Source organism: Aeromonas sp. sif2433, assembly GCF_019218705.1.
Classification (GTDB): domain Bacteria; phylum Pseudomonadota; class Gammaproteobacteria; order Enterobacterales; family Aeromonadaceae; genus Aeromonas; species Aeromonas encheleia.
Map to the genome: position 1 here is coordinate 325,029 of NZ_JAHUXD010000005.1, position 23,732 is coordinate 348,760.

General features: G+C 60.7%; 18 protein-coding genes. 7 read left to right on the top strand and 11 right to left on the bottom strand.

All coding sequences use genetic code 11. The annotated features are described in order from the left end of the window. Positions 1-134 precede the first annotated feature (134 nt). Complete coding sequence (locus KW825_RS10400; RefSeq protein ID WP_218329154.1) at positions 135-857, top strand: phosphatase PAP2 family protein; 723 nt, start codon at positions 135-137, stop codon at positions 855-857. 302 nt (positions 858-1,159) lie between these two features. Here the strand turns inward: KW825_RS10400 and KW825_RS10405 are convergent, their stop codons facing one another. Further along, positions 1,160-1,987: a MetQ/NlpA family ABC transporter substrate-binding protein gene (locus KW825_RS10405; RefSeq protein ID WP_042652498.1), complete on the bottom strand. Its 828-nt coding sequence runs from the start codon at positions 1,985-1,987 to the stop codon at positions 1,160-1,162. A gap of 429 nt (positions 1,988-2,416) precedes the next feature. Continuing rightward, positions 2,417-2,614, bottom strand: coding sequence for a hypothetical protein (locus KW825_RS10410; RefSeq protein ID WP_218329155.1), 198 nt, complete (start codon positions 2,612-2,614; stop codon positions 2,417-2,419). A 301-nt stretch (positions 2,615-2,915) separates the two neighbouring features. Here KW825_RS10410 and KW825_RS10415 point away from each other — a divergent pair, with 301 nt between their 5' ends. Then, positions 2,916-3,455 (top strand): isochorismatase family protein, encoded by a 540-nt coding sequence (locus KW825_RS10415; RefSeq protein WP_218329156.1) that lies wholly within the window; start codon positions 2,916-2,918, stop codon positions 3,453-3,455. Positions 3,456-3,686: 231 nt separating this feature from the next. Here KW825_RS10415 and modF read toward each other — a convergent pair whose 3' ends face one another. Next, positions 3,687-5,150 (bottom strand): molybdate ABC transporter ATP-binding protein ModF, encoded by a 1,464-nt coding sequence (gene modF, locus KW825_RS10420; protein ID WP_218329157.1) that lies wholly within the window; start codon positions 5,148-5,150, stop codon positions 3,687-3,689. A 317-nt stretch (positions 5,151-5,467) separates the two neighbouring features. On the opposite strand from modF, the gene KW825_RS10425 reads away from it, so the two are divergent. Beyond that, positions 5,468-7,345, top strand: a complete 1,878-nt coding sequence (locus KW825_RS10425) for a S8 family serine peptidase (RefSeq protein ID WP_218329158.1) — start codon at positions 5,468-5,470, stop codon at positions 7,343-7,345. An 18-nt stretch (positions 7,346-7,363) separates the two neighbouring features. After that, entirely contained in the window at positions 7,364-7,825 is a 462-nt protein-coding gene (locus KW825_RS10430) for a hypothetical protein (protein ID WP_218290837.1), read from the top strand. A gap of 173 nt (positions 7,826-7,998) precedes the next feature. Here KW825_RS10430 and KW825_RS10435 read toward each other — a convergent pair whose 3' ends face one another. Together KW825_RS10435 and KW825_RS10440 are read right to left on the bottom strand one after the other, a co-directional pair. Further along, on the bottom strand, positions 7,999-8,694 hold the full coding sequence (locus tag KW825_RS10435; RefSeq protein WP_218290836.1) for an EAL domain-containing protein: 696 nt from the start codon (positions 8,692-8,694) through the stop codon (positions 7,999-8,001). After that, the gene (locus tag KW825_RS10440) at positions 8,675-9,085 is read right to left on the bottom strand and encodes a winged helix-turn-helix domain-containing protein (protein WP_218290835.1); all 411 of its coding nucleotides are present in this window, start codon (positions 9,083-9,085) and stop codon (positions 8,675-8,677) included. Before KW825_RS10440 ends, KW825_RS10435 begins: the two co-directional genes overlap by 20 nt. Before the next feature lie 939 nt (positions 9,086-10,024). Between KW825_RS10440 and KW825_RS10445 the strand changes: the two genes are divergently transcribed. Next, the gene (locus KW825_RS10445) at positions 10,025-12,412 is read left to right on the top strand and encodes a glycoside hydrolase family 3 protein (protein ID WP_218329159.1); all 2,388 of its coding nucleotides are present in this window, start codon (positions 10,025-10,027) and stop codon (positions 12,410-12,412) included. Between the two features lie 83 nt (positions 12,413-12,495). Here the strand turns inward: KW825_RS10445 and KW825_RS10450 are convergent, their stop codons facing one another. Together KW825_RS10450 and ppsA are read right to left on the bottom strand one after the other, a co-directional pair. Further along, a complete protein-coding gene (locus KW825_RS10450) occupies positions 12,496-13,473 on the bottom strand; it encodes an AraC family transcriptional regulator (RefSeq protein ID WP_218329160.1) in 978 nt (325 codons plus the stop codon). A 373-nt stretch (positions 13,474-13,846) separates the two neighbouring features. Continuing rightward, positions 13,847-16,222: a phosphoenolpyruvate synthase gene (gene ppsA, locus KW825_RS10455; protein WP_218329161.1), complete on the bottom strand. Its 2,376-nt coding sequence runs from the start codon at positions 16,220-16,222 to the stop codon at positions 13,847-13,849. 309 nt (positions 16,223-16,531) lie between these two features. Between ppsA and KW825_RS10460 the strand changes: the two genes are divergently transcribed. Continuing rightward, complete coding sequence (locus KW825_RS10460) at positions 16,532-17,344, top strand: pyruvate, water dikinase regulatory protein (RefSeq protein ID WP_033130900.1); 813 nt, start codon at positions 16,532-16,534, stop codon at positions 17,342-17,344. Between the two features lie 113 nt (positions 17,345-17,457). Here the strand turns inward: KW825_RS10460 and KW825_RS10465 are convergent, their stop codons facing one another. After that, the gene (locus KW825_RS10465) at positions 17,458-17,751 is read right to left on the bottom strand and encodes a hypothetical protein (protein WP_242379630.1); all 294 of its coding nucleotides are present in this window, start codon (positions 17,749-17,751) and stop codon (positions 17,458-17,460) included. A gap of 356 nt (positions 17,752-18,107) precedes the next feature. On the opposite strand from KW825_RS10465, the gene KW825_RS10470 reads away from it, so the two are divergent. After that, positions 18,108-19,484, top strand: a complete 1,377-nt coding sequence (locus tag KW825_RS10470; protein ID WP_042652508.1) for an amino acid permease — start codon at positions 18,108-18,110, stop codon at positions 19,482-19,484. 262 nt (positions 19,485-19,746) lie between these two features. Here the strand turns inward: KW825_RS10470 and KW825_RS10475 are convergent, their stop codons facing one another. The 3 genes from KW825_RS10475 to KW825_RS10485 form a co-directional block, all read right to left on the bottom strand. Next, the gene (locus KW825_RS10475; protein WP_218329162.1) at positions 19,747-20,448 is read right to left on the bottom strand and encodes an SIMPL domain-containing protein; all 702 of its coding nucleotides are present in this window, start codon (positions 20,446-20,448) and stop codon (positions 19,747-19,749) included. Positions 20,449-20,503: 55 nt separating this feature from the next. Further along, positions 20,504-21,061 carry a hypothetical protein gene (locus tag KW825_RS10480; protein ID WP_218290830.1) on the bottom strand — a complete coding sequence of 186 codons (558 nt, stop codon included), beginning with the start codon at positions 21,059-21,061 and terminating at the stop codon, positions 20,504-20,506. A gap of 89 nt (positions 21,062-21,150) precedes the next feature. Further along, positions 21,151-23,732: S-layer family protein (locus tag KW825_RS10485; protein ID WP_218329163.1), on the bottom strand; the 2,582-nt coding region annotated here is incomplete at its 5' end.

A 23,732-nucleotide genomic window follows, 5' to 3' on the forward strand; every position in this document is an offset into this window, starting at 1 on the left:
TGCCTATCGAGCCCAGGGGCGGATATGTAACAAGCTGTTGCCCCCCGGCCCCGCGGCTTGACCGGCGAGCCTGGGCTGGCACAATGGCGCCTCCTCCATCACCGCCACCGAACCGCCCCGTGACCAGCCCTGTTATGTCGATTCATGCCTCTTCCTTGCCGCGCCGCCAGGTGCTGGGTTTCAGCGCCGCCCTGATCCTGCCGTTGCTGCTGCTGACCTGCCTGCCCTGGCAACCCTTCCTGACGAGCGCCCTGCAATCGGGCTGGTTGTGGGGGCCCTACGCCCTCACCCGCATGGTGGACTTGCCCGGCCTCGCCGTCACCATCGCCGCCCTGTTGCTGCTGACCCGACACAAGCTGACGCTTAAGCCTCCCGCCCTGCTGGCCCTCGGTGGCGCCCTGTTGGCCGTGCTGGCGGGGGACTGGGCCATCAAGAGCCTCATCAAGCAGCTGACCCAGGAGCCGCGTCCCTATCTGCTCTGGCTGGAGAGCCAGAATCTGATCCCCGCCATCCCGCAGTTCTACGCCGCCGGCGTGGCAGAACGCAGCGAGCAGGTGCATGCGGCCAGCCAGTTGCTGGCGCTGCCCCAGTGGCTCGGCAACCACTGGCAGGCGGAGGTGAACTACGCCTTCCCCTCCGGCCACAGCATCGCCGCCATGAGCCTCGCCCAGTTCTTCGGCCTGATCTGGCTGGCCCGCGCCCCCCGCGGCGTCTGGCTGCTGCCGCTGTGGGCCATCGGCATCGCCCTGTCACGCACCCTGCTCGGCATGCACTGGCCGCTGGATGTGCTGGCGAGCGCCCTGCTCGGCAGTCTGACCGCCCTGTTCGCCGCCCGCTGGTGGCTGCACCGCTACTGACTTGTCAGCAAGATACGCGGCGCATGCCCTGTCACAGACCTCACCCTGCATGGGTTGACGAGCACTCTGCTCGGCAGCCTGATCGCGCTGTTTGCCGCACCGTCTGCGGGTGGCTGCACCACTACAGCTTCCTCTCCAGATACTGCACCAGGGCGCGGCGCATGCCCTGCTCAGCAGCCTGATCGTGCTGTTTTCCGCACCGTCTGCGGGTGGCTGCACCACTACTGATCCGGCACCAGGACGCGACAAGCCAATAAAAACGGGCACCTTGGTGCCCGTTTTTCGGCTCATGATGAGGTGACTCAGCCCTTGCTCTGCCCCTGCCAGCCCTGCGGGTACTTGTAGCCAGCGAAGCGCTTGGCGGCATAGGCCTTGAACTCGGGGGAGTTGTAGGCGGCAATCACATCCTTGGCGAACGGCTTGTCGGCATCGGCGCTCTTCACCACCACCCAGTTGATGAAGTCGTAGCTGCGCTCGAGGAAGAGCCCCTCGCTGAACGGGATGCCGCTGGAGGCGGCGAAGTTGCCATTGATGACCGAGAAGTCCACATCCTCCCTTGAGCGCGGCAGTTGCGCCGCCTCCAGCAGCACCAGCTTGATGTCGTGCGGATTCTTCACCACATCGAACTCGCTCGCCTTGAGCGGGTTGATGCCCTCCTTCAGGGTCAGCCAGCCCAGATCCTGCAGCATCAGCAGCGCCCGCGCCTGGTTGGTGGGATCATTGGGGATGGCCACCGTGCTCCCCTCTTTCAGCGCCTTCAGATCGCTCAGCTTGCCCGAATAGAGTCCCATGGGGCCGGTCGGCACCTGGGTGATGGGGGCCAGCGACAGCCCTCTATCCTTGGCGAAACTCTCCAGATAGGGCTTGTGCTGGAAGCAGTTCACATCGAGCGAGCCATCGGCCAGGGCGATATTGGGGGTCACATAGTCGGTGAACTCCACCAGCTTCACCTGGTAGCCCTTGGCCTCCAGCTGCGGCTTGATGGAGTCGGTCACCATGTCGGCAAAATCCCCCACTGTGGTGCCGATCACTATCTCTTTCTTCGCCTCATCAATGGCAAAGGCTGACAATGGCAGGCTGCTGGCGAGCAGAGCGAGGGCGGAGAGCTTGAAGAGGGAACGGCGCTGCATGGGGACTCCTTGTCAAAATGATCGTCGAAACGGTGGCCGGGTTGCGACTCCTGCCCTGCGAGCAGAACCACCACAACCATCTAGCCATCCAAATGGCTAATTAAGCTCACCATAACAGAGCCACCGCCCTTCGCCAAGCGACAAAATCGGCTGAGCTTGCGCAAAGATGGCGAGCACCAGTGCCGATGCCGAGGCGCGGCCCGTCACCGCTCCTCGCGCGAAAATCTTTGATAAGCCACACAATAATGATGAGCAGGATCTCGCCATCCCGGCCTCATCCGGCATAGGATGGTCATTTGGTACCCTTCCGTCTGGGCGACGAGTAGCACAGTCCGACCGTGCGGGCGCCATGCCCTCCATAGCAAAAAGCCCCGGCGTCATCGACACCAGGGCTTTGGGAATACACCGACGGATTAAACCGACAACGCCTTACTTGACCGCCTTGCTGGCGTTCTCCATCGCCTGCTTCTCGGCGGCGCCGAGGATGACAGTCTGGCGATTTTGCTCTGCCAGGTAGCAGGTATCCTTGCTGATCCCCTGCGCCTGGCAATCCGCCATGCGCTGGGCAGGGCTGGAACAACCGGCCATCAGACCAGCGACGGACATAAGCAGAATGATTTTCTTCATGGTGATTCCCATCGTTAAGTTAATCGCGGCGCACTCTTGAACAAGGGCTGGAACTGCTTTAATAACAAGATCTTCCCACTCGTTCGGCCGGACTCGTTGCCAAGTTTGGCGACACTGGTCTTAGCACTGTCAGGTGCTTTTTCATGGCCCGACTCTAGCGCCGTCCGCCCGGTGCGTCACTGGCGCTCTGGTAACAATTTGTTTCTCTCTATATAAAAAGGGGTATCGCGCCGAGCCTGCTCGCCGCTCCCCATGCCGTTCGCGGGCCGCCTAGCACGCGATCCCTTGCTAAGGAGTCACCATGTTGATCACCTCCACCACAGGCCTGCTGGTCGTCGATATTCAGGGCAAGCTGGCCCGCCTCGTCGAGGAGAGCGAGCCCCTCATCGCCAATACTGCCCGGCTGGTGCAAGGCGCCCGGGCGCTGGGCTTGCCGGTGATCTGGCTGGAGCAAAATCCGGACAAGCTCGGGGCCACGGTGCCCGAGCTGCAGCCGCTGCAAGCCGGGGCAAAGGTGCTGCCCAAGTTCAGCTTCGGCGCCCTGGGGGAGCCGCAGGTGGCGGCGGCGATCCGGCAGAGCGGTGTCAGCCACTGGCTGGTATGCGGCATCGAGGCCCATATCTGTGTCTATCAGACGGTGCAGGGGCTGCTGGACGGGGGCGCCCAGGTGTCATTGGTGGTGGATGCGGTGTCATCGCGCACCGCCGCCAACAAGACGGTGGCCGTCGATCAATTGGTGGCATTGGGGGCACGGCTCAGCTCGGTGGAGATGTGCCTCTATGAGCTGCTGGGGGATTGCCGCCATCCGGCATTTCGCCAGATCCTGGCCCTGGTGAGATAAGCGCCATGATGGATAACATGGCGCCCTTTATGTTTGGTCTGGTCACTTTCCAAGTCGCACTTGCAGTGACCATGATCGGCATGGCGGCAACCCGTCTCTATCTGGGTTGGCTCTGGATGGGTGCCATGCTCTTTTACGCACTCTGGTGGCTGCTCCTGGGCTACCCCCCACTCCTTCCCGAGGGGTGGCCAACGCCGTCCCAATAATAAAGAGCACCGAGGCCCGGGCCAATCACAATGACTCACCCTCCCCCAGAGTCTCCTGCAGATAGCGATAACCACCGGCGCCATCGGGCACGAAGCTCAGCCGGTGGGTCAGGCCGGGGGGCGCATCCTCGGGGTGGTGGGAGACGAACAGCAGCTGGGTGCCTTGGCCTATGAGGCGCACCACCATCTCCCGCACCAGGTGGCGGTTGAGGGGATCCAGCCCCTGCAGCGGTTCGTCCAGGATCAGCAGCGGTGGATGCTTGACCAGCGCCCTGGCGATCAGCACCAGCCGTTGCTGGCCGAAGGAGAGGGAGTGAAATGGCAAGGCCCCCTGAGAGGCGAGCCCGAGCAGGGCCAGCCACTGGTTGGCCAGCGCCAGCTGGCGATCGCCGGGGCGGCTGTAGAGGCCGATGGAGTCATAAAACCCGGACAGGATCACCGTCAGCACAGAGCCATTGACTCTGTAGTCAAGGTGCAGCGCCGGGCTGACCAGACCGATGTGACGCTTGATCTCCCAGATGCTCTCGCCGCTGCCACGGCGTACCCCGAACAGCACGAGATCGTTGCTGTAGCCTTGCGGATGATCGCCGGTGATGAGGGCGAGCAGGGTCGACTTGCCGGCACCGTTCGGGCCAACCAGCTGCCAGTGCTCCCCCTCCCCAATGGTCCAGTCGAGCCCGTCGATCACCAGCTGCTCGCCATAGGCGACCCGCAGGTTGCGCATCTGCACCCGGGGGCCGGCGGGCAAGGGGGTGGGCGCCGTGAGCGGCGGCGGCAGCCGCGGACTCTGCCCCTCGACCCGCGCCAGCTGGGCCACCTCCGGGCTCCCCAGCACGGCGTCGCGCTGTCCCGCCAGCAGCAGACACAGCTCCCCGAGCAGGCCGAGGTGGCTGGCGAAGGGGGGGATCTCGTCGAATCGATTGACGATGATCACCAGGCGCAGCCCCTGTGTCACCAGATCAGCCAGCAGCGCCATCAGCTCGAGGCGCGAGCCCTGATCCAGGCCATCGAACGGCTCGTCCAGCACCAGCAGCTCGGGCCTCACCAGCAGGGCGCGGGCCAGCAGCAGCTTGCGTCCCTCACCGCTCGAGAGATGACGGTAGGGACGATCCCACAGCCCCGCTATGCCAAAGCGCGCCAGCAGCGCCTGTGCCTGCGGCGCCTCCCCCACCTCCAACATCAGGGTCGATACCTTATACCCCGCCTCCTCTTCTTCCCCCAGCATGTCGGTGTTGCGCCGCTGCCAGTCCTGCTCCCCCAGCTGCTGCTGCGACTCGAAGGAGAGGCGCACGGCATTCAGCTGGCCCAGGGCCTGCCCCGAGCACAGGCTCAGCTCGCCGCACAGGGCCGAGGCCAGCGCCGTCTTGCCGCTACCGTTGCTGCCGACGAAGGCCCAGCACTCTCCCTGGGCAAGCGTGAGATCGGGAATAAAGAGGGTACGGTCACCGCGAAGGGCCAGCCTGGCCGAGTGCCACTGCAATAGGGTCATGGATCCATCCTGATTGTCTGTTTGCCGTTACCTTAACAGGGTTCACATCAGACCACAGCCATGGCGATTCCCCCCTGCGGGCGAGCAGGGGCGCACCTAACAACAGAATGATCTATAGACAAAAAGATCACTAATGACAGATGCGAATAGCTCTCAATAAAACACGATCGTCGTCACATTGATACCCCCATATGGGCTCAAATGGGGTTTATATGAACCCCTTCACAACTCTGAATTGAGAGTCTTTTGAATCGTATTTTCTCATGTATAGATGCCAGCGCACCTCGGACGGTGCGCCCTTAAGATGGAGTTTATCAATGAGAAAGACATCGTTAGCGTTGGCAATCACGGCCCTGCTCTCGGCCCTGCCTGCCGTCTCGGTTCAGGCCAATGAGAGTTGTACCCCCCTCACCGGCAGAGAGGCCGGCATGGATACCGGTCGCGGCAGCGCAGCGCGTTGCCTGCCCGGCATCAACCCCCTGCAGGATCAGCAGTGGCACCTGCTCAACAGTGGCCAGGATGCCTTCAGCCCCCGCGCCGGCGTGGCAGGCAATGACCTCAACCTCTGGTGGGCCCACCGCACCGAGGTGCTCGGTCAGGGCATCAACGTGGCCGTGGTGGACGATGGCCTGGCCATCGCCCACCCGGATCTGGTCGACAACGTCCGCCCCGGCTCACGCAACGTGGTGACCGGCGGCGACGACCCGACGCCAACCGATCCGGACAGTGCCCACGGCACCTCGGTGTCCGGCATCATAGCCGCGGTGGATAACGCCATCGGCACCAGAGGCGTGGCGCCCCGCGCCCAGCTGCAGGGATTCAACCTGCTCGACAACGACAGCCAGCAGTTGCAGCAGGATTGGCTCTATGCCCTCGGCGACAGCCCGGCCAGCGGCGATAACCGGGTCTTCAATCAGAGCTACGGCATGAGCCTGGTCGATCCGCAAAGGGCCGACGGGCTGGACCAGCTACAGCTGGATCGCCTGTTCGAGCGGATGACCCAGCAGGCGCAAGGGGCGGCCTACATCAAGGCGGCGGGCAACGGCTTCAGCCGGATTGCCGCCGGCAACTATGCGCTCAACCGCAGCGGCGGCGACCTCAGGTTGCCGTTTGAAAACAGCAACATAGATCCCTCCAACAGCAACTTCTGGAACCTGGTGGTCAGCGCCAGCAACGCGAGCGGGGTGCGATCGTCCTACTCCAGCGTCGGCAGCAACGTATTCCTGACGGCCCCCGGCGGGGAATACGGCACGGACGCGCCGGCCATGGTGACCACGGATCTGCCCGGCTGCGACATGGGTTACAACCGGCTGGACGATCCCAGCACCAACCGGCTGCACGGCAACCCGCAACTGGATGCCAGCTGCGACTACAACGGCGTGATGAACGGCACCTCCTCGGCCACCCCCAATACCGCCGGGGCCATGGCGCTGCTGATGTCCGCCTATCCGGACCTGTCGGTGCGGGATCTGCGCGATCTGCTGGCCCGCAGCGCCACCCGCCTCGATGCCGATCAGGCGCCGGTGCAGCTGAGCTACACCGCCGCCGATGGCCAGCGCCGTCAGGTGACGGGGCTGGAAGGCTGGGAGCGCAACGCCGCCGGCATCTGGTACAGCCCGACCTATGGTTTCGGGTTGGTGGATGTGAACCGGGCTCTGATCAATGCCGCCACCCATGAGCCCCTGCCGCCGCTGGTGCAGCTGCCGTGGCAGCAGGTGACGGTGCGCGATCGCGCCGCCGGGGCCATCCCGGATCTGGGCAGCGCCCCGACCCGCTCCGGCGCCCGGGTCGATCAACCCCTGACCGTGGAGGCGGTGCAGGTGCTGGTGAGCCTGGATCACCAGCGCCTGCCCGATCTGCTGATCGAGCTGGTCTCCCCCTCCGGCACCCGCAGCGTGCTGCTCAACCCCAACAACAGCCTGGTGGGCCAATCCCTCGACCGGCAGCAGCTGGGTTATGTGCGCACCCGGGGACTGCGCGACATGCGCATGCTCTCCCACAAGTTCTACGGCGAGCAGGCTCAGGGCGAGTGGCGACTGGAGGTGACCGACGTCGCCAGCGGCAACCGCCAGGTTGCACTGCGCAACCTCAGCACCAACGCCCGCAGCACCCTGACCGAGCGCAACAACAGCCAGCCTGGCCAGTTGCTCAACTGGTCCCTGCGGGTGCTCGGCCATGACGCCGCCCCTCTCTAATTGCACAGGAGTCACAACATGAAACACAGCTTACTCAGCCTTGCCCTGGCAGGCCTGCTGGCCTCGCTCTCCACTCAGGCCATGGCCGGGGAATCGGTGCTGATCGACGGCAAGCAGTACAGCACCATAGAGGTGAACGGCCAGACCTACCTGACGCCGGACAACGGCAGCAAGAAGCGGGTTGCCCGCAGCCTGGACGGCCAGGCAACCCAACCCAGCCTGCGCAGCGGCGACATCCTGCTGCAAGGAGCGGCCAGCCCCGAGCTCACCGTCAGCGGCACCCTGCTGGTGGAGGCCGACGACAATCAGGCCAGGGCACTAGCCACGCGCCACGGCCTGCGCTTCAAGCAGAGCAGCGGCGGCATCGCCCTGCTGGAGGCCCAGTCCGGCACCGATCTGAACGCCGTCGCCACCCGGCTCAAGCAGGAAGGAGTGAAGGTGCAGGTCGAACTGGCCGGCGCCGAGCAGCAACCCAGGTGATCTGCTCCCCGAGCCGAACACCTCATGCCATCAAGGGGGCCATTGGCCCCCTTGTCTTCAGCCGTATTGGCTAAATTAGATGACCCCCACCTTCAACCAGCTCGATCCTTGATAGGTGCCTATCGCAAAGGTGAGGGAGCTTGATGTCGGGTAGCCAGGATCCGCTCATGCTATTAATGCCAGGTCGTATGTCGTGCCGCTCTCGCTCGCCAATGAAACCCCTGCCCTTGGACGAGACCCTGTGCCGTCACAAAAGAGAGATGATGTCTGTTTTCAACTCCCTCGACGAGGACTCGCTCACTTCCCCATATTGCAGATGTATTTTCGATGAAGCTGGCATCATTTCTGTTAAAACATTGCCAAAAGAAGTGCTTGTTTATCTTGATACCATCAAAAGCCTGCAGCAACTCATCTGCAATAGTATGGACGGCTTCATCGGCATTGTTTATCCAGAATTTCACACCGAGTTTTCTAAGCTGAAGAATATTTTTCAGTGTTGCATCAGAGATGCCATCAAGAACACTTGAATTATCAAACTCGATGTTGATCCCAAACTGGAATACGAAAGGCAGGAAATCTTCCCAAGAGACCATCTTGCTAAAGATGATGGGATTGATATTGATGAACACAGTGTGGTAAAGATGTTCATCATGCCTGTTCAGCTTCTGAAAAAACTCCAGTTGCCGCATAAAAAGAGAGACCAGGGTATGCTGTCTTACATCGCCTGGATAATGTTCACTCAATACCGTCTTGTTGGCACTCAGTGAAACCACTTCAAATGACACTATATTTCCAGTGTTGAGCTCAACAATAGGCTCCAGCGTATGCTTGATATATTTAGAATTTTTGTCATATGTCTTGATCGTCATGGCTATTCTCGATAGTCAATCCTGAACGATAAGGATAAAAAATGTATCCGGCGCGAGCTACTGTAACCAGACAGCGGCAATCTTGATCAACCCTCCTTAGCAGTTTCCTGATATTGGACAATGCGACTGACACTGTGTTTTCACAGACAACTCGACCACTCCAAACGCTATTAAGAATTTCATCTTTAGACACCAGATAGCCACTATTGCGGACCAAATATCTTAAAACACTGGCCTCCCTTGTCCCCATCTTTATAACTTGCAACTGTTCAGTGCCAGCAAAATTAAGGAATGTAAATGTGCCATGAGTTAAATCAATAACAACGCTACCATCCTTATTGACAAGATACGTTATCATTGTGTGCCTTCTTATTACTTCCAGTTCAAGCATGACCAGCCTCCGTGTTAACCAGTAACTGACGACTCTGCATCTTCGATGAGTTCCGTCATTACCAACCCAATTACCATTTTCAGGCTGAACAACGTTATTCTCACAGAATTAACAGGTGAATTAATGATAATAAAATAATTTATTCACAATAAATAAAAAATGATTAATAACAACTACATAGGTAGCATCAATCACCAACAAGGACCCCATTGAGTCGGAGTAAATCACCAGCCAATCATATCATTGCGATATTAAAACCTAAAATTATTACCTTTGTTAAATGAAATGGTAGAGCTTTGACTCGATAAAATAACAAAACAATGACGGCCATAGCGGCGGCCAGACCGATGAAATACTTGATAGTCGGGAAGCCATTGGATTAAGCAATGGCTTTATCAGTGAGGATAGTTTGACGATCGGGTGTGAACGCGCATACAGAGCATCCATTGGCATGTTGATGACTGCGCAAATAACGCTCGTCCGTTGTGTGCTTTACATAGCGTCACCGAACTCTAATATCGCCGCCCGGCTCAAGCAGGAAGGGGGGAAGGTGCAGATCGAGCTGGCCGGCGCCGAGCAACAACCCAGGTGATCTGCTCCCCGAGCTGAACACCTCATGCCACCGAGGGTGCCATAGGCCCCCTTTCTCCGCTCACACCTCCCCCGATGGAGACAAACCGGCCCGCCCACCCAGGCCCCGATGCGACCGCGGTCACAACTTCACACCCTTGCCCCCAACTGCACATTTCGCGCCCCGCCGAGGCAAGGCGGGCCGACGCCGACTTGCTAACCTGCCTGCGGCCCGGGCTCATGGCCACGCACGGCCCACCCGACGCCTTCATCGATATCCATGGCAAGCCGCCAGCAGAGCGGCCCGGTCAGCTCCCGGAGTCGGTATCACACTTACCTTTTTATTCAGACAGTTACGAGGAGGCATCCATGCCTATCACCACCACAAGAATGAAAGCGGTTTCACTTTCCGTCAGCCTGGCCCTGGCCGGGATCCTGGTGGGTTGCAACCAGAACGACTCCGACGCCCCCATCGTCAAGGATGACGCCTATTACCGTGCTCAGGCCGAAACCATGGTGGCCAGGCTGACCCTGGCCGAGAAGCTGGATCTGCTCTCCGGCCCCGGTTATGGCAGCGCCAACGGCGCCGTCAACGTCAAGCAGGATGTCGCCGGGGTGGCGGGTTACATCAACGGGGTGAGCCGCAGCGCCGACGGCATCGACATCCCGGCCCTGAAGCTGGCCGACGGCCCGGCGGGCCTTAGGATCAGCGCCAACCGCGACGACGACAGCGCCACCTACCATGCCACCGCCTGGCCCATCGGCTCGCTGCTGGCCTCCAGCTGGGACGTCGAGCTGGTCGAGTCCGTGGGGGAAGCCATGGGGGATGAGGTCAGGCAGTACGGGGTGGACATCCTGCTGGCGCCGGGCATGAACATTCAGCGCAACCCGCTCAATGGCCGCAACTTCGAGTACTACTCGGAAGATCCGCTGCTGACCGGCAAGATGGGCGCCGCCATGGTGAACGGGGTGGAGAGCAACGGAGTGGGCACCACCATCAAGCACTTCTTTGGCAACAACTCCGAGACCAACCGCAACCAGATCAACGACATCGGCGAGCCGAGAACCTTCCGCGAGATCTATCTGCGCGGCTTCCAGATCGCCGTGGACGAGGCCCAGCCCTGGGCAATCATGACCTCCTACAACAAGGTCAACGGCACCTATGTGAACGAGCGCAGGGATGCGGTGACCGAGGTGCTGCGCGACGAGTGGCAGTTTGACGGCCTGGTGATGTCCGACTGGTTCGCCGGCGACGTGGCCAACAACGCCTACAAGCAGGTGCTGGCGGGGCAAGATCTGATCGAGCCTGGCAACGTCAAGGAGCAGCTGCAGCAATCCATCGACCACGGCGATCTCAGCGAGGCCAAGGTGACCGAGGCCGCCGTCCATATCCTGACCCAGGTGATGAAGAGCCCCTCCTACAGCCAGCTGGCCGTCAGCAACAGCCCGGATCTGGCCGCCCATGCCAAACTGGCTCGCCAGGCCGGCGCCGAGAGCATGGTGCTGCTGCGCAACGAAGCCGCCGCCCTGCCGATTGCCGCGACCAGCAAGGTCGCCAGCTTTGGCATCAACCAGATCAACACCTACAAGGGTGGCACCGGCAGCGGGGACGTGAACGCAACCGGCACCACCACCATAGCCCAGGGGCTGGCCAGCCGTTTCCCGGTCAACGGGGCGCTGCAGAGTTACTACGGCGATTTTTATGAGGCCAACAAGGTCTATCACGAGGGCCAATTCGGCTCCAAGGGGTTCTATAGCTGCGCAGAGGCCGCCGTCGGCCCCGAGCTGACCGGCTTGATCGCCACGGCCGCCAGCGAGCAGGACGTGGCGGTGATCAGCCTGGGCCGTCAGGCCGGTGAGGGGGCGGATCGCAGCAACAGCAAGGGCGACTACCTGCTCGGCGATGACGAGACCGCCCTCATCGAGGCGGTGAGCAACGCCTTCCACGCCCAGAGTAAAAAGGTGGTGGTGGTGCTCAACGTCAACGGGGTGATAGATACCGCAGAGTGGAGTCACAAGGTGGACGGCATCCTGCTGGCCTACATGGCGGGTCAGGAGACCGGCCACGCGGTGGCGGATGTGCTCTCAGGCGCGGTCAACCCGAGCGGCAAGCTGGCCCAGAGCTTCCCGCAAAGCTACGCCAGCGTCCCCTCCTCGACCAGCTTCCCCGGTGAGGACACCGACGGCGACGGCGAGCCGGACGATCTCTATTACAACGAGGGGATCTACGTCGGCTATCGCTACTACAGCACCTTCGACAAGGCCGTCTCCTACCCCTTCGGCTTTGGCCTCTCCTACACCAGCTTCGGCTACACCAGCCCGGCCATCGCCAGCAATACCCTGGCCGATGGCGCGGCCGGCAGCATAGTGCTGACGGCGACCATCACCAACACCGGCGGTGTGGCGGGCAAGGAGGCGGCCCAGGTCTACATCACCGCCCCCGAGGTCAAACTGAAAAAACCGACCATAGAGCTCAAGGCCTTCGCCAAGACCAAACAGCTGGCCCCTGGCGCCACCGAGCAGCTGAGCTTCACCATTCCGGCCAGCATACTCGCCAGCTTCGATGAGGCCAGCAACCAGTGGATCCTGGAGCCGGGCAGCTACAGCGCCTACATCAGCCCCTCATCGGACGTCTCCGCCACCACCCCTGTCACCTTCAAGCTGAGCAAGGAGATAGTGGTGAGCAACACCACGGCGGGCGCCCTGGCCCTGCCAAGCGGTGTGGATGCCGCCACCGTCACCACGGTGACAAAATAAGAGGACGGGAGCGGCGCCCCGGCGCGCGCTCCCATGAGGATCCGAGCACGTTGACGGGACCAGGCCTGCGCCTGGTCCCGTTCTTATTGGCGGGTATTGCGGTAGGCCAGCGGGGTCATATTGGCGTTGGCCTTGAAGAAGCGATTGAACGCACTCTGGGAGGAGAAGCCCACCAGATCGCTGATATTTTGCAGCGGCTGCTCCCTCTCCCCCAATAACCGGCAGGCCTCCATCATCTTGACCCGCTTCAGGATGGCGGAAAAACTGCTGCCCTCCCCCTGCAATTTGCGGTTCAGGGTCCAGCGGCTGATATTCATGGCCGAGCAGACGTCCTTGAGGAGATGGTCATCGCTGTCCATGACACCGCCGCGGATCCGGTGACGGATAAGATCCGCCACCAGATTGGCAAAGGGCACCCGCTCATCGATGTCGGCGCAGATGCTATCCAGCTGACTTGTCTGCAAGCGGCACAGCAAGCCGTTGTAGCTATCGATGCGGGTATCCAGCAGGGCATTGGCGATGAGCAGGGTGTTGCCCGGCTGCTCCCAGCGGCAGTGGGTACCGAAGAAGTGATCCAGCTGGCGGTGATGGGCAGGCGGCCTGCCGACGAACCCCACCGACACGGCGAGGGCGGGCACATAGGCCCGCAGGATCCGGAAGAGGATGACAAAATTGGGGATGGCCTGGCTCGCCCCCAGGGCGGCAGGTCCTTGATTGATGTACTCATATTGGGTATGCAGCGCCCCCAACCTCACCTGATAATCGTCGCAGTTGCCGATGACGGTGCGATAGCGCAGCAGGGCCTCGATGGCGGCGCGAGGGGACGGCTGGTTCAGGCAGAGGCTGATGAGCACCGGATAGTGCTCATAGAGCTGAGCGATCTCATAGGACAAGATGCCCTCGTGAAATCCGCTCAGATAGCCCTGCATCAGACTCAGCAGGCGGTAATGGCTCTGGGCCAGGATCCGGCCATGCTCACGGTTGATATCGAATGGGGTCAAACCGGCGGCCAGCAGCAGGGCGTCCGGATCTCCTCCCTGTTGCTGACAGGCCGTCAGCATTCTCCTGAGAACTTGATTTGCTACGCTCTGTGCCATCTGCCTACCCTGGCCTCATAAAACACCAACAACTGATTGATGGGCGAGCGCAGGCGGAACCTCTTTCTCCAACCCGGCTCGCATGACGCAAAAATGCGGATCCGCCAGCCTGTCCATGACGTGGCAGGCTCATTATGGGGGGATGAGGAGGGCCGCCGATGTAACGGAGTGTAAGACCACGATCTGGCACGCTATTTTGGCGCAGTAGGAGGCAGTCATCGGACAAAAAACAAAATAGAAATGCACCGTATTCCGACATAAAAACGGCGCCCTCTCGGGCGCCGTTTTCATTTATCGCGGTGCGGCACTATCGCCGTATGGCATCCGCAAGCGCGGCTCAGCTGGCCTGGTGCTGCTCGGCCAGATAGAGCCAGGTGTCGACCACGGTATCCGGGTTGAGCGATACAGAGTCGATGCCCTGCTCGACCAGCCAGGCGGCGAAGTCCGGGTGATCGGACGGGCCCTGGCCGCAGATGCCGACATACTTGCCCGCCTTGCGCGCGGCCTTGATGGCCATCGCCAGCAACGCCTTGACCGCCTCGTTGCGCTCATCGAACAGGTGGGCGATGAGGCCCGAATCCCGGTCCAGTCCGAGCGTGAGCTGGGTCATGTCGTTGGAGCCGATGGAGAAGCCATCGAAGTGTTGCAGGAACTGATCCGCCAGCAGGGCGTTGGAGGGCAGTTCGCACATCATGATGACTTTCAGTCCCCGCTCACCGCGGCGCAGGCCGTTCTCGGCCAGGATCTCCACCACCTGCTCCGCCTCGCCCACGGTGCGCACGAAGGGGATCATCACCTCGACGTTGGTCAGACCCATGACGTCGCGCACCCGCTTCATCGCCTCGCACTCCAGCGCGAAGCAGGGACGGAAGCTGTCGGCAATGTAACGGGAGGCGCCGCGGAAGCCGATCATGGGGTTCTCTTCGTGGGGCTCGTAGCCACGACCGCCCACCAGGTTGGCGTATTCGTTGGACTTGAAGTCCGACATCCGCACTATCACCCGCTCCGGCCAGAAGGCTGCAGCCAGGGTGGCGATGCCTTCGGTCAGCTTGGCGACGTAGTATTCACGGGGGCTATCGTAGCCGGCGATCATCTTGGCTATGGTGGCCTGCAGCTCGGGGCTCTGCTGATCGAACTCCAGCAGGGCCTTGGGATGCACGCCTATCATGCGGTTGATGATGAACTCCAGGCGCGCCAGGCCCACGCCGGCGTTTGGCAGCTGGGCGAAGTCGAAGGCCCGATCCGGGTTGCCGACGTTCATCATGATCTTGATGGGCAGGCGCGGCATGTTGCCCACCTCGGTCACCGCCACCTCGAAGTCGAGTTCGCCGTCGTAGATGAAGCCGGTGTCCCCTTCCGCGCAGGAGACGGTGATGAGCTGACCCGCCTCGATGCGAGCGGTGGCATCGCCACAACCCACCACGGCCGGGATGCCGAGCTCACGGGCGATGATGGCGGCGTGGCAGGTGCGGCCGCCGCGGTTGGTGACGATGGCCGAGGCCCGCTTCATGATGGGCTCCCAATCCGGATCCGTCATGTCGGTGACCAGCACGTCGCCGGGCTGTACCTCGTCCATCTGGCTGATGGAGGAGATGACCCGCGCCGGGCCAGAGCCAATCTTGTGGCCGATGGCACGCCCCTCGATCAGCACCTTGCCGCCGGACTGCTTGAGCGCGAAACGCTCCAGGGTGTTTGCCTCCTGACGGCTGCGCACCGTCTCGGGACGGGCCTGGACTATGTAGAGCTGGCCGTCCTGACCATCCTTGGCCCACTCGATGTCCATCGGGCGGCCGTAATGTTGTTCGATGATGAGCGCCTGTTTCGCCAGCGCCATCACCTCGTCGTCGCTGATGCAGAAGCGGTTGCGCTCGGCATCCTGGGTGTCGACGATCTTCACCTGACGACCGTGACCGGCGTCCTCGGAGTAGGTCATCTTGATGAGCTTGGAGCCCAGCGTCTTACGCACCACGGCGGGGCGGCCGGCCTTGAGGGTTGGCTTGTGCACATAGAACTCGTCCGGGTTGACGGCCCCCTGCACCACCATCTCGCCGAGGCCCTGGCTACCAGTGATGAAGACCACGTCGTTGAAGCCGGATTCGGTATCCAGGGTGAACATGACGCCGGAGGAGGCCAAGTCCGAGCGCACCATGCGCTGCACCCCGGCCGAGAGCGCCACGCCCTTGTGGTCATAGCCCTGATGCACCCGGTAGGAGATGGCGCGATCGTTGAACAACGAGGCAAACACATGCTTGATGGCGGTCATGACGGCGTCGATGCCGCGCACGTTGAGGAAGGTCTCCTGCTGACCGGCGAAGGAGGCGTCCGGCATGTCCTCGGCGGTGGCGGAGGAGCGCACCGCGAAGGAGGCTTCGAGCCCGGCACTCAGCTTGTCATAGGCGGCACGCACGGCCTGCTCCAGCGCTGGCTGGAACGGCGCGTCCACCACCCAGTCACGGATCTGCTGGCCGGCCCGGTTGAGGGCGGCGATGTCGTCCACGTTCAGGCTGTCGAGCAGGTCGTGGATCTTGCCGTTGAGACCGCTTAACTCCAGAAACTCGTTAAACGCAAAGGCAGTGGTCGCAAACCCGCCAGGGACGGATACACCGGCACCGGAGAGGTTGCTGATCATCTCGCCAAGGGATGCATTCTTGCCGCCGACTCGTTCTACATCCTGCATTCCGAGCTGTTCGTACCAGAGTACGTACTGTTGCATTTGCATGTCTCCAGATTGGTGGGCCAGGGTGCCAACGCACCTGCTGTGCCAAATTATGTGTTTTTGTTGGTGTGCTGTTGCCAACGACCATGAAAACGTTTTCTACTTATTGTCAAAAAAATCCCCGTGCAAGATTTGGGGATGGTCGTCTGACACAGACATTCTACAATGCCGATACAAAAAGGTAACGACTCAGGTTTGCAAGCGAGTTCACAACTTGGAAACAGCAGACCGGTTGACAAAAGTGATATGGTTTCGAGAGATACTTCCTGCTCGCAACCCCGCCAGCCCGCATCACAGGAGCGCATCGTGCACACCGTATTCTATGTATCCGATGGCACCGCCATCACCGCCGAGGTGTTCGGCCATGCCGTGTTGAGCCAGTTTCCGCTGGTGTTCGAACAAGTCACCATTCCCTTCGTGGAAACCCTGGAGAAGGCGCGTCAGGTAAGGGCCAGGATCGATGAACAGTTTCGCCAGACCGGGATCCGCCCCATCCTGTTCCACACCATAGTCGACGCCCTGGTGCGGGAAGAGGTGCTCAAGGCCCAGGCCAGCAGCCACGATTTTCTCAACACCTTCGTCAGCCCGCTGGAGCAGGAGCTGGGGATCAAGGCCGAGCCCAGACTGCATCGCACCCACGGCATGGAGAACCGCAAGCTGTATGACGATCGCATCGAGGCGGTCAACTTCGCGCTCACCAACGACGACGGCATCACCACCAGGGAGTACGACGAGGCGGACATCATCCTGATCGGCGTCTCCCGCTGCGGCAAGACGCCGACCAGCCTCTATCTGGCGCTGCAGTTTGGCATCCGCGCCGCCAACTATCCCTTCATCGAGCAGGACATGGGCACGCTCGAGCTGCCAACGCCCCTCAAGGCCAATCGCCACAAGCTGTTCGGCCTCACCATAGCGCCCCAGCGGCTGCACGAGATCCGCAACCAGCGCCGCGCCAACAGTCGCTACTCCTCGCTGGTGCAGTGCGAGCAGGAGCTGGCAAGCGTGGAGCGGCTGTTTCGCCAGGAGGCGATCCGCTTCCTCGATACCAGCTCTCATTCGGTGGAGGAGATCAGCGCAAAAATTCTGGAGGCTACCGGGCTGCGTCGCCAGCTCTGCTGATAGAGCGAGCAGACGCGGCGGCCCCATCGAGGAATAGGCCGCTGGCAAGCTGGCAATACGGATGAGGGGCAGTAAAAACGGAGCCAACAGTGAACCTGTGGCTCCGTTTCACATCAGGAACGGGGAGGCATGGGCGGGTTGTTGAGCTCTCTGTTGTTCATCAGCATGGCATGAAAGTTCAGCAGGCCATGGCGTCTTCGTATCCGCTCGCTCAACCAGCAGGCGGGCAGCAAGCCCACACCGGCGGCCACCGCCAGCACCATGGTGACATGCGCCACCAGATAGTCGCCTCCCTGCCATCCCCAGACCAGCCCGCAGGCCGCCGCCATGGTCAGCAACATGGGGGAGAGCCAGAGCGCCAGCCAGAGGGCGGCGGTCAGCAGGGCACCCACAATACGCTCGATCATATGAGTCCTTTTTTGGCAAAGAGTCATAAGCCCACAACCCGAGCGAAGAATCAATAACCACAAAACCGTTCGAACACAAAACCAGCAGTCGCTTCGCAACCCCCTTCCAAGATCATGAAAAACCTGATTAGAGCCGAAAAAACCACCCGAACATGAGGAAATCAGGTGCATTGGCGGTCGATTATCACTATTCTGCTCGGGTTGGTAGCTGCCACAAAAAACAACAAGTGGCACACCGTAACGAAATTAATACGGATTTCGTCACGTTTTCAGCACGGAGTGCCGACCGGCTCACAGGATGTGGGGCGGCAGACGAGACGACAGACGAGTGACTTCAGCGACGTAAGGAAGGAAGAATGGATCTTCAACAAAACGGCGAAGAGTTGAAACGCGGCCTGAAAAACCGCCATATCCAGCTCATCGCATTGGGCGGTGCCATAGGTACCGGCCTGTTTCTCGGCATTGCCCAGACCATCAAGATGGCGGGCCCCTCGGTGCTGCTCGGCTATGCCATCGGTGGCTTCATCGCCTTCCTCATCATGCGCCAGCTCGGCGAGATGGTGGTGGAAGAGCCGGTCGCCGGCTCCTTCAGCCACTTCGCCTACAAGTACTGGGGTGACTTCGCCGGCTTCGCCTCCGGCTGGAACTACTGGGTGCTCTACGTGCTGGTCAGCATGGCTGAACTCACCGCGGTTGGCATCTATGTCCAGTACTGGTGGCCCGAGATCCCGACCTGGATGTCGGCCGCCTTCTTCTTCGTGCTGATCAACGCCATCAACCTCTCCAACGTCAAGGCGTTTGGCGAGATGGAGTTCTGGTTCGCCATCATCAAAGTGGTGGCCATCGTTGGCATGATTGGCTTTGGCGGCTATCTGCTGTTCTCCGGCGGCGCCGGTCCGGAAGCCAGCGTGACCAACCTGTGGGCTCAGGGCGGCTTCTTCCCCAACGGCATCAGCGGACTGGTGATGGCGATGGCGGTGATCATGTTCTCCTTCGGCGGGCTGGAGCTGGTCGGTATCACGGCGGCAGAAGCCGATGATCCCGAGAAGAGCATTCCCAAGGCCACCAACCAGGTGATCTACCGCATCCTGATCTTCTATATCGGCGCCCTGGCCGTGCTGATGTCCCTCTACCCCTGGGTCAAGGTGGTGGAAGGTGGCAGCCCGTTCGTGATGATCTTCCACGCGCTGGACAGCAACCTGGTGGCCACGGTGCTCAACATAGTGGTGCTGACCGCCGCGCTCTCCGTCTACAACAGCTGTGTCTACTGCAACAGCCGTATGCTGTTTGGCCTGGCCAAGCAGGGTAACGGCCCGCGCAGCCTGCTCAAGACCAACAAGAGCGGTGTGCCACTGGTCGCCCTCTCGGTGTCTGCCGCCGCGACCCTGCTATGCGTGCTGATCAACTACCTGATGCCGGGCAAGGCCTTTGGTCTGCTGATGGCGCTGGTGGTCTCCGCCCTGGTCATCAACTGGGCCATGATCAGCCTCGCCCACCTCAAGTTCCGCAAGGCCAAGCAGACCGAAGGGGTAGAGCCCAAGTTCAAGGCATTCTGGTACCCGTTCGGCAATTATCTCTGCCTAGCCTTCATGGCCGCCATCCTGGTCATCATGTACCTGACCCCGGGCATGGAGATCTCGGTGATGCTGATCCCGGTCTGGCTGGTGGTGCTGGCGATCGGCTATCAGTTCAAGCCCAAACGTCAAGGACGGGTTGCCGCCGAAATCGGCTGACCTGCCCCTCCCTGATTTGATTCAAATGCCGGTCTCTGACCGGCATTTTCATATCCGGGCCCTGCAGCCATAACGACAGCAGAAGCCCGACAGGCCCCCTCCCCTATCCCGACGCATGCCTGACGGGTCATATGCCAGCACCCCATGCCCCTCGAGCCGTCGCTATCTTGCCGACCCGCGGTGCGCCGCTGGCACTGACAACAAAAAGCCCGAGGCAATCGCCTCGGGCTTTTTTCACACTAGCGGTCAACGGGCCGCGGCATCACTCCAGCAGGAAGACGGCTTCCACGTTGTCCGTGATGCTGATCTGCTGCTGTTGATAGCTGTTCTCCATCATGTCTGTGGCAGGTGCGGCGGCGGCCTTGAGGGCCCGGCTATAGACCGGCATGGGGGCGCTGTTGCGATACTCGACGCTATAGACCTTGCCGAGCTTCATGCCGAAGGCCTTGGCCAGGGATTCCGCCTTGCCCGTGGCGTCAGCCACCGCGCCAAGACGGGCCTGTTCCTTGATGGTCTGGGGCGACTTGAGGCCGTATTCAATCTGGGAGACGGACTCCAGACCCGCTTCGAGCGCGGTATCCATCAGCTGGCTCAGCTTGTCGAGCTGATAGAGTTTGACCGCCAGCTGGCGCTGGGCACGATAACCCACCATCTCGGGTTTCTTGTTTTGCGGATACTGATACTCGGGGGAGACCACCAGATTGCCAGCCTCCACATCGGTACGCTTGATGCCCAGCCCTTCCAGCTTGCCAAAGAAGGCGGCCACCTTGGTGTCGACCTGCTGCTTGGCCTTGATACCCTGCTTCTCCAGCGCGGTCACGGAGACGTTGAGGGTCAACATGTCGGGCTCGGCCTTCTGCTCGGCGTAGCCACTGACCACCAGATGCGGTGCCTGGGGCACCTCGATGGCCAACAAAGGGGCACTGACAACCAGGGCAGACAGGGTAAGAAGGGAACGCCACATAGAAAAAACCTCAATCGATTAGAGTGAGGTCATTATGCCCGTCGTCGAATGAGATTCATATGTCGTGCAGGGGGGGGATATGGTCCAGCACCTGGTTGGTCATATCGATGTTGATGCTGATCTCGCTGCCAAGCAGACTGCCATGACTCGCCATCAGGGGGGCTGACTCGCGCGCACCGAGCAGGCTCTCTTCTTCGAAATGGAAGGAGTCCCACGACAGAACATGTCCCTGGGAGGGCAATACCGGCTCCGGCGCCGTGATAACCGCCAGCGAACTCCAGTCAAAATCGTCCCCATGGCTGAGCAGATCCTGCAAGGAGCTGTCACTCAGGCTCTGCAGTGAGTACTCCTGTTGTCCCAGCTCGTGGCCAACCAGCACCACCATGTGGGGCAAGAGTGCATCCTCTGCCGGTGTGAAGCTGATGCTGGATGCGGCGAAGTCCACATTGAGCGACCCCGCGACCTCACCATCCTCGTTCTCCAGATCCAGGGCACTGATCTTGTCACCCGTCATCGTGGCCTGATAGCCAAAGCGGCCGGTGCAGAGGATGCTATCCTGCCCGTCCCAGCTGTAGCGAATGCCATCGATGTCGACCCAGTTGAATGGTTCCATATCTTCCTCACATCTTCGATCCTGCCTATCTTAACGCCCTTCATCCGCCAGCAACAGAGGGCAGGCAAGCCTGCCCTCCATCTGCGTCATCAGGGGTGCGGATCCATCTTGAGGTTACCATCGTTAAGCAGTTGCTCGATGATGGCCAAGTTTGTGGTGGTAGTGCCACCATGGGTCAGATCAGGCCCTCCCTGGAACATCACCGTCAATTGCCCACCCCCCGCCGTGCTGCCATTGGTATCGATAGTCAACTTGTTATTGACCGTATCGAACGTCAAATAGCTGTTGAGGGCACTGGCTAACACACTGTTGTTGGCACTGCCCGGTACATTGTCCAGTAATTGCGACAGATCCAGCACATCACTATTACTGCCTGTGCCCAGTGTGAAGTCGGTTATCTTGTCCACACTGCCATCGGCCTCCCCTGTTAGCCACTTGAAGGTATCCTTGCCATCTCCCCCCGTCAGGATATCGTTACCCAATCCGCCAATCAGTAAATTGTCCGCTCCATTACCGATCAGAGTATCGCTGCCAGATCCCCCTATCGCACCTTCAATGGAGCTGTATGTATCTCCTGTAGCGTGGCCGCCTGAGCCGGTGCCGGTGAGCAGATCGATGGTATGCGCAGCCGCATCGTCGCTGTAATCCACCAAGTCATGCCCCCCACCACCGGAGATCACATCATGTTGCGAACTTCCTGCGAGAACATCATCACCGCCAGTGCCGGTCAGGGTATAACTTCCATCCCCCGATACGACTCCGACATGGAGGGTAGAAGTAGCCGTTGTGTCACCGTCTCCATCCGTTCCTTGAATGCCAAAAGACAGATCCTGATCTGCAGGCAATATTCGTGTAGAGACGGTTGCCGCAGTGAAACGCACGCCTTGCCCAGATCCAGCGATGCCCTCAATGGTCAGCGTATTGAAGCTGAACGCTGGATCAATCACCGTACTAGTTCCACTCACCACTATGGTTCCCGTCTGGGTATAGTGAGGATCGGACGGATCCAAAAGGGTGTTTACAGCGGTCCACTGTATGGTCAAAGAACCATTGATGCTGTTGTTGGTCAGCGTCAATTTATCGATCAACTTGGGATCGGATGTAGAAGGATTGTCGCCCGCAGCCCCCACATTATGAAACTCCATGGTGACACTCTCACCATTACCCAGGAACTGATTGTCGACACCAAAGCCCTGGGTAGAAGAGTTCACCCCATTACCGCTACCAGTAAACTCTATCCGCCCATCCGTCGTTTGTATCCACGGCTGTGGTCCTCCTGCCGTCAGATTCAGCAATGAGAACGTCTCGTCACGGGCTACCTCTGGGTTGATCAGATTGAACTGATAATGCCCGTCAGCAAACACGGTCAAGGAAAACAAGCTGCTTCCACTGGCACTTGCCAACAATGTAGTGCTCAGCAGAGTGCCATCCGGATTGGACTCGCTGGACGAGCTGTAATTCACGCCTGCTATGGCTGGCCCGGTTATGTTCAAAGCGGATAGACCGTCGGCGCCGGGTTTTACATCAAAGAACCCGATCAGAGACGTCGATGGTTCATTCGCCATGAAGCCTGACATGAAGCTGCCCAGTATTGGGACATCATCGACGATGCGCACTATCAGCTGGTCGCTGGCATTGGTACCCCCCACCCCGTTCACTCCGATGGTGATGCTGTCGTCAAACCCGGTGGGCGTCGCCCCCAGCTTGCTGTCGTTGTCGATGGTCGCGCTCAGGGTGTAGCTGTAGTTCACCGTCCCGCCACTGGCCGTGCCCACGTAACTCAGCAGCGTCAGCACCCCTTCGCCGGTATTGACCGTCTGGCTACCGTTGAACCCTTGCACCTGGGCCAGGGTGTAGCTGGTCCCCCCTATCACCACCGTCAGGATGCCGTCCGTGGCCGACACCGTGAAGCTACCCGCCACCGTCTCGCTGTTGGCCGCCGCATTCGAGCCATTCGGATTGAGGCCTGATTCGTACACCAGGTGATCCGGACCCGTCGTCGCCGCCGTCACCACGCTGGCACCGTCATCCGCCCCCTTGATGTTGATGGTCAGCTTGGCGATGCTCTCATCGCCGTCCGCATCCTTCATCGTGTACCAGACGTCGTAGCTCAGGTTGGAGCCCGCCGTCAGTGCCTGGGTCGCCGCCTTGCTGTTGTCCAGCACATAGGTCCAGGCGCCGGTGGTCGGGTTTTGGGTGAAGGTACCGTAGCTGCCCAGTGCAGCTACCGCAGCACTGTTGTCATGCCCGCTCGCACTCCAGCCCACAAAGACCGCCGGGGTGTCGGCACCCACGGTGTCGTTGCCCAGCACGTTGCCGTTCAGGCTGCCGGCCACATCCTCGGTGGTGGTGCCGCCCGCGTCGTTGTTGGCCGTCGGCACATCGTCAACGATGCGCACTATCAGCTGGTCACTGCCACTGGTGCCCCCCACCCCGTTCACTCCGATGGTGATGCTGTCGTCAAACCCGGTGGGCGTCGCCCCCAGCTTGCTGTCGTTGTCGATGGTCGCACTCAGGGTGTAGCTGTAGTTCACCGTCCCGCCGCTGGCCGTGCCCACGTAACTCAGCAGCGTCAGCACCCCTTCGCCGGTATTGACCGTCTGGCTACCGTTGAACCCTTGCACCTGGGCCAGGGTGTAGCTGGTACCCCCTATCACCACATTCAAAATCC

What these genes read in the sequence shown, in the direction of transcription:
- KW825_RS10400 (WP_218329154.1), top strand. Translation starts at nt 135, where the DNA reads ATGTCGATTCATGCCTCTTCCTTGCCGCGCCGCCAGGTGCTGGGTTTC.
- KW825_RS10405 (WP_042652498.1), bottom strand. Translation starts at nt 1,987, where the DNA reads ATGCAGCGCCGTTCCCTCTTCAAGCTCTCCGCCCTCGCTCTGCTCGCC.
- KW825_RS10410 (WP_218329155.1), bottom strand. Translation starts at nt 2,614, where the DNA reads ATGAAGAAAATCATTCTGCTTATGTCCGTCGCTGGTCTGATGGCCGGT.
- KW825_RS10415 (WP_218329156.1), top strand. Translation starts at nt 2,916, where the DNA reads ATGTTGATCACCTCCACCACAGGCCTGCTGGTCGTCGATATTCAGGGC.
- modF (WP_218329157.1), bottom strand. Translation starts at nt 5,150, where the DNA reads ATGACCCTATTGCAGTGGCACTCGGCCAGGCTGGCCCTTCGCGGTGAC.
- KW825_RS10425 (WP_218329158.1), top strand. Translation starts at nt 5,468, where the DNA reads ATGAGAAAGACATCGTTAGCGTTGGCAATCACGGCCCTGCTCTCGGCC.
- KW825_RS10430 (WP_218290837.1), top strand. Translation starts at nt 7,364, where the DNA reads ATGAAACACAGCTTACTCAGCCTTGCCCTGGCAGGCCTGCTGGCCTCG.
- KW825_RS10435 (WP_218290836.1), bottom strand. Translation starts at nt 8,694, where the DNA reads ATGACGATCAAGACATATGACAAAAATTCTAAATATATCAAGCATACG.
- KW825_RS10440 (WP_218290835.1), bottom strand. Translation starts at nt 9,085, where the DNA reads ATGCTTGAACTGGAAGTAATAAGAAGGCACACAATGATAACGTATCTT.
- KW825_RS10445 (WP_218329159.1), top strand. Translation starts at nt 10,025, where the DNA reads ATGCCTATCACCACCACAAGAATGAAAGCGGTTTCACTTTCCGTCAGC.
- KW825_RS10450 (WP_218329160.1), bottom strand. Translation starts at nt 13,473, where the DNA reads ATGCTGACGGCCTGTCAGCAACAGGGAGGAGATCCGGACGCCCTGCTG.
- ppsA (WP_218329161.1), bottom strand. Translation starts at nt 16,222, where the DNA reads ATGCAACAGTACGTACTCTGGTACGAACAGCTCGGAATGCAGGATGTA.
- KW825_RS10465 (WP_242379630.1), bottom strand. Translation starts at nt 17,751, where the DNA reads ATGATCGAGCGTATTGTGGGTGCCCTGCTGACCGCCGCCCTCTGGCTG.
- KW825_RS10470 (WP_042652508.1), top strand. Translation starts at nt 18,108, where the DNA reads ATGGATCTTCAACAAAACGGCGAAGAGTTGAAACGCGGCCTGAAAAAC.
- KW825_RS10475 (WP_218329162.1), bottom strand. Translation starts at nt 20,448, where the DNA reads ATGTGGCGTTCCCTTCTTACCCTGTCTGCCCTGGTTGTCAGTGCCCCT.
- KW825_RS10480 (WP_218290830.1), bottom strand. Translation starts at nt 21,061, where the DNA reads ATGGAACCATTCAACTGGGTCGACATCGATGGCATTCGCTACAGCTGG.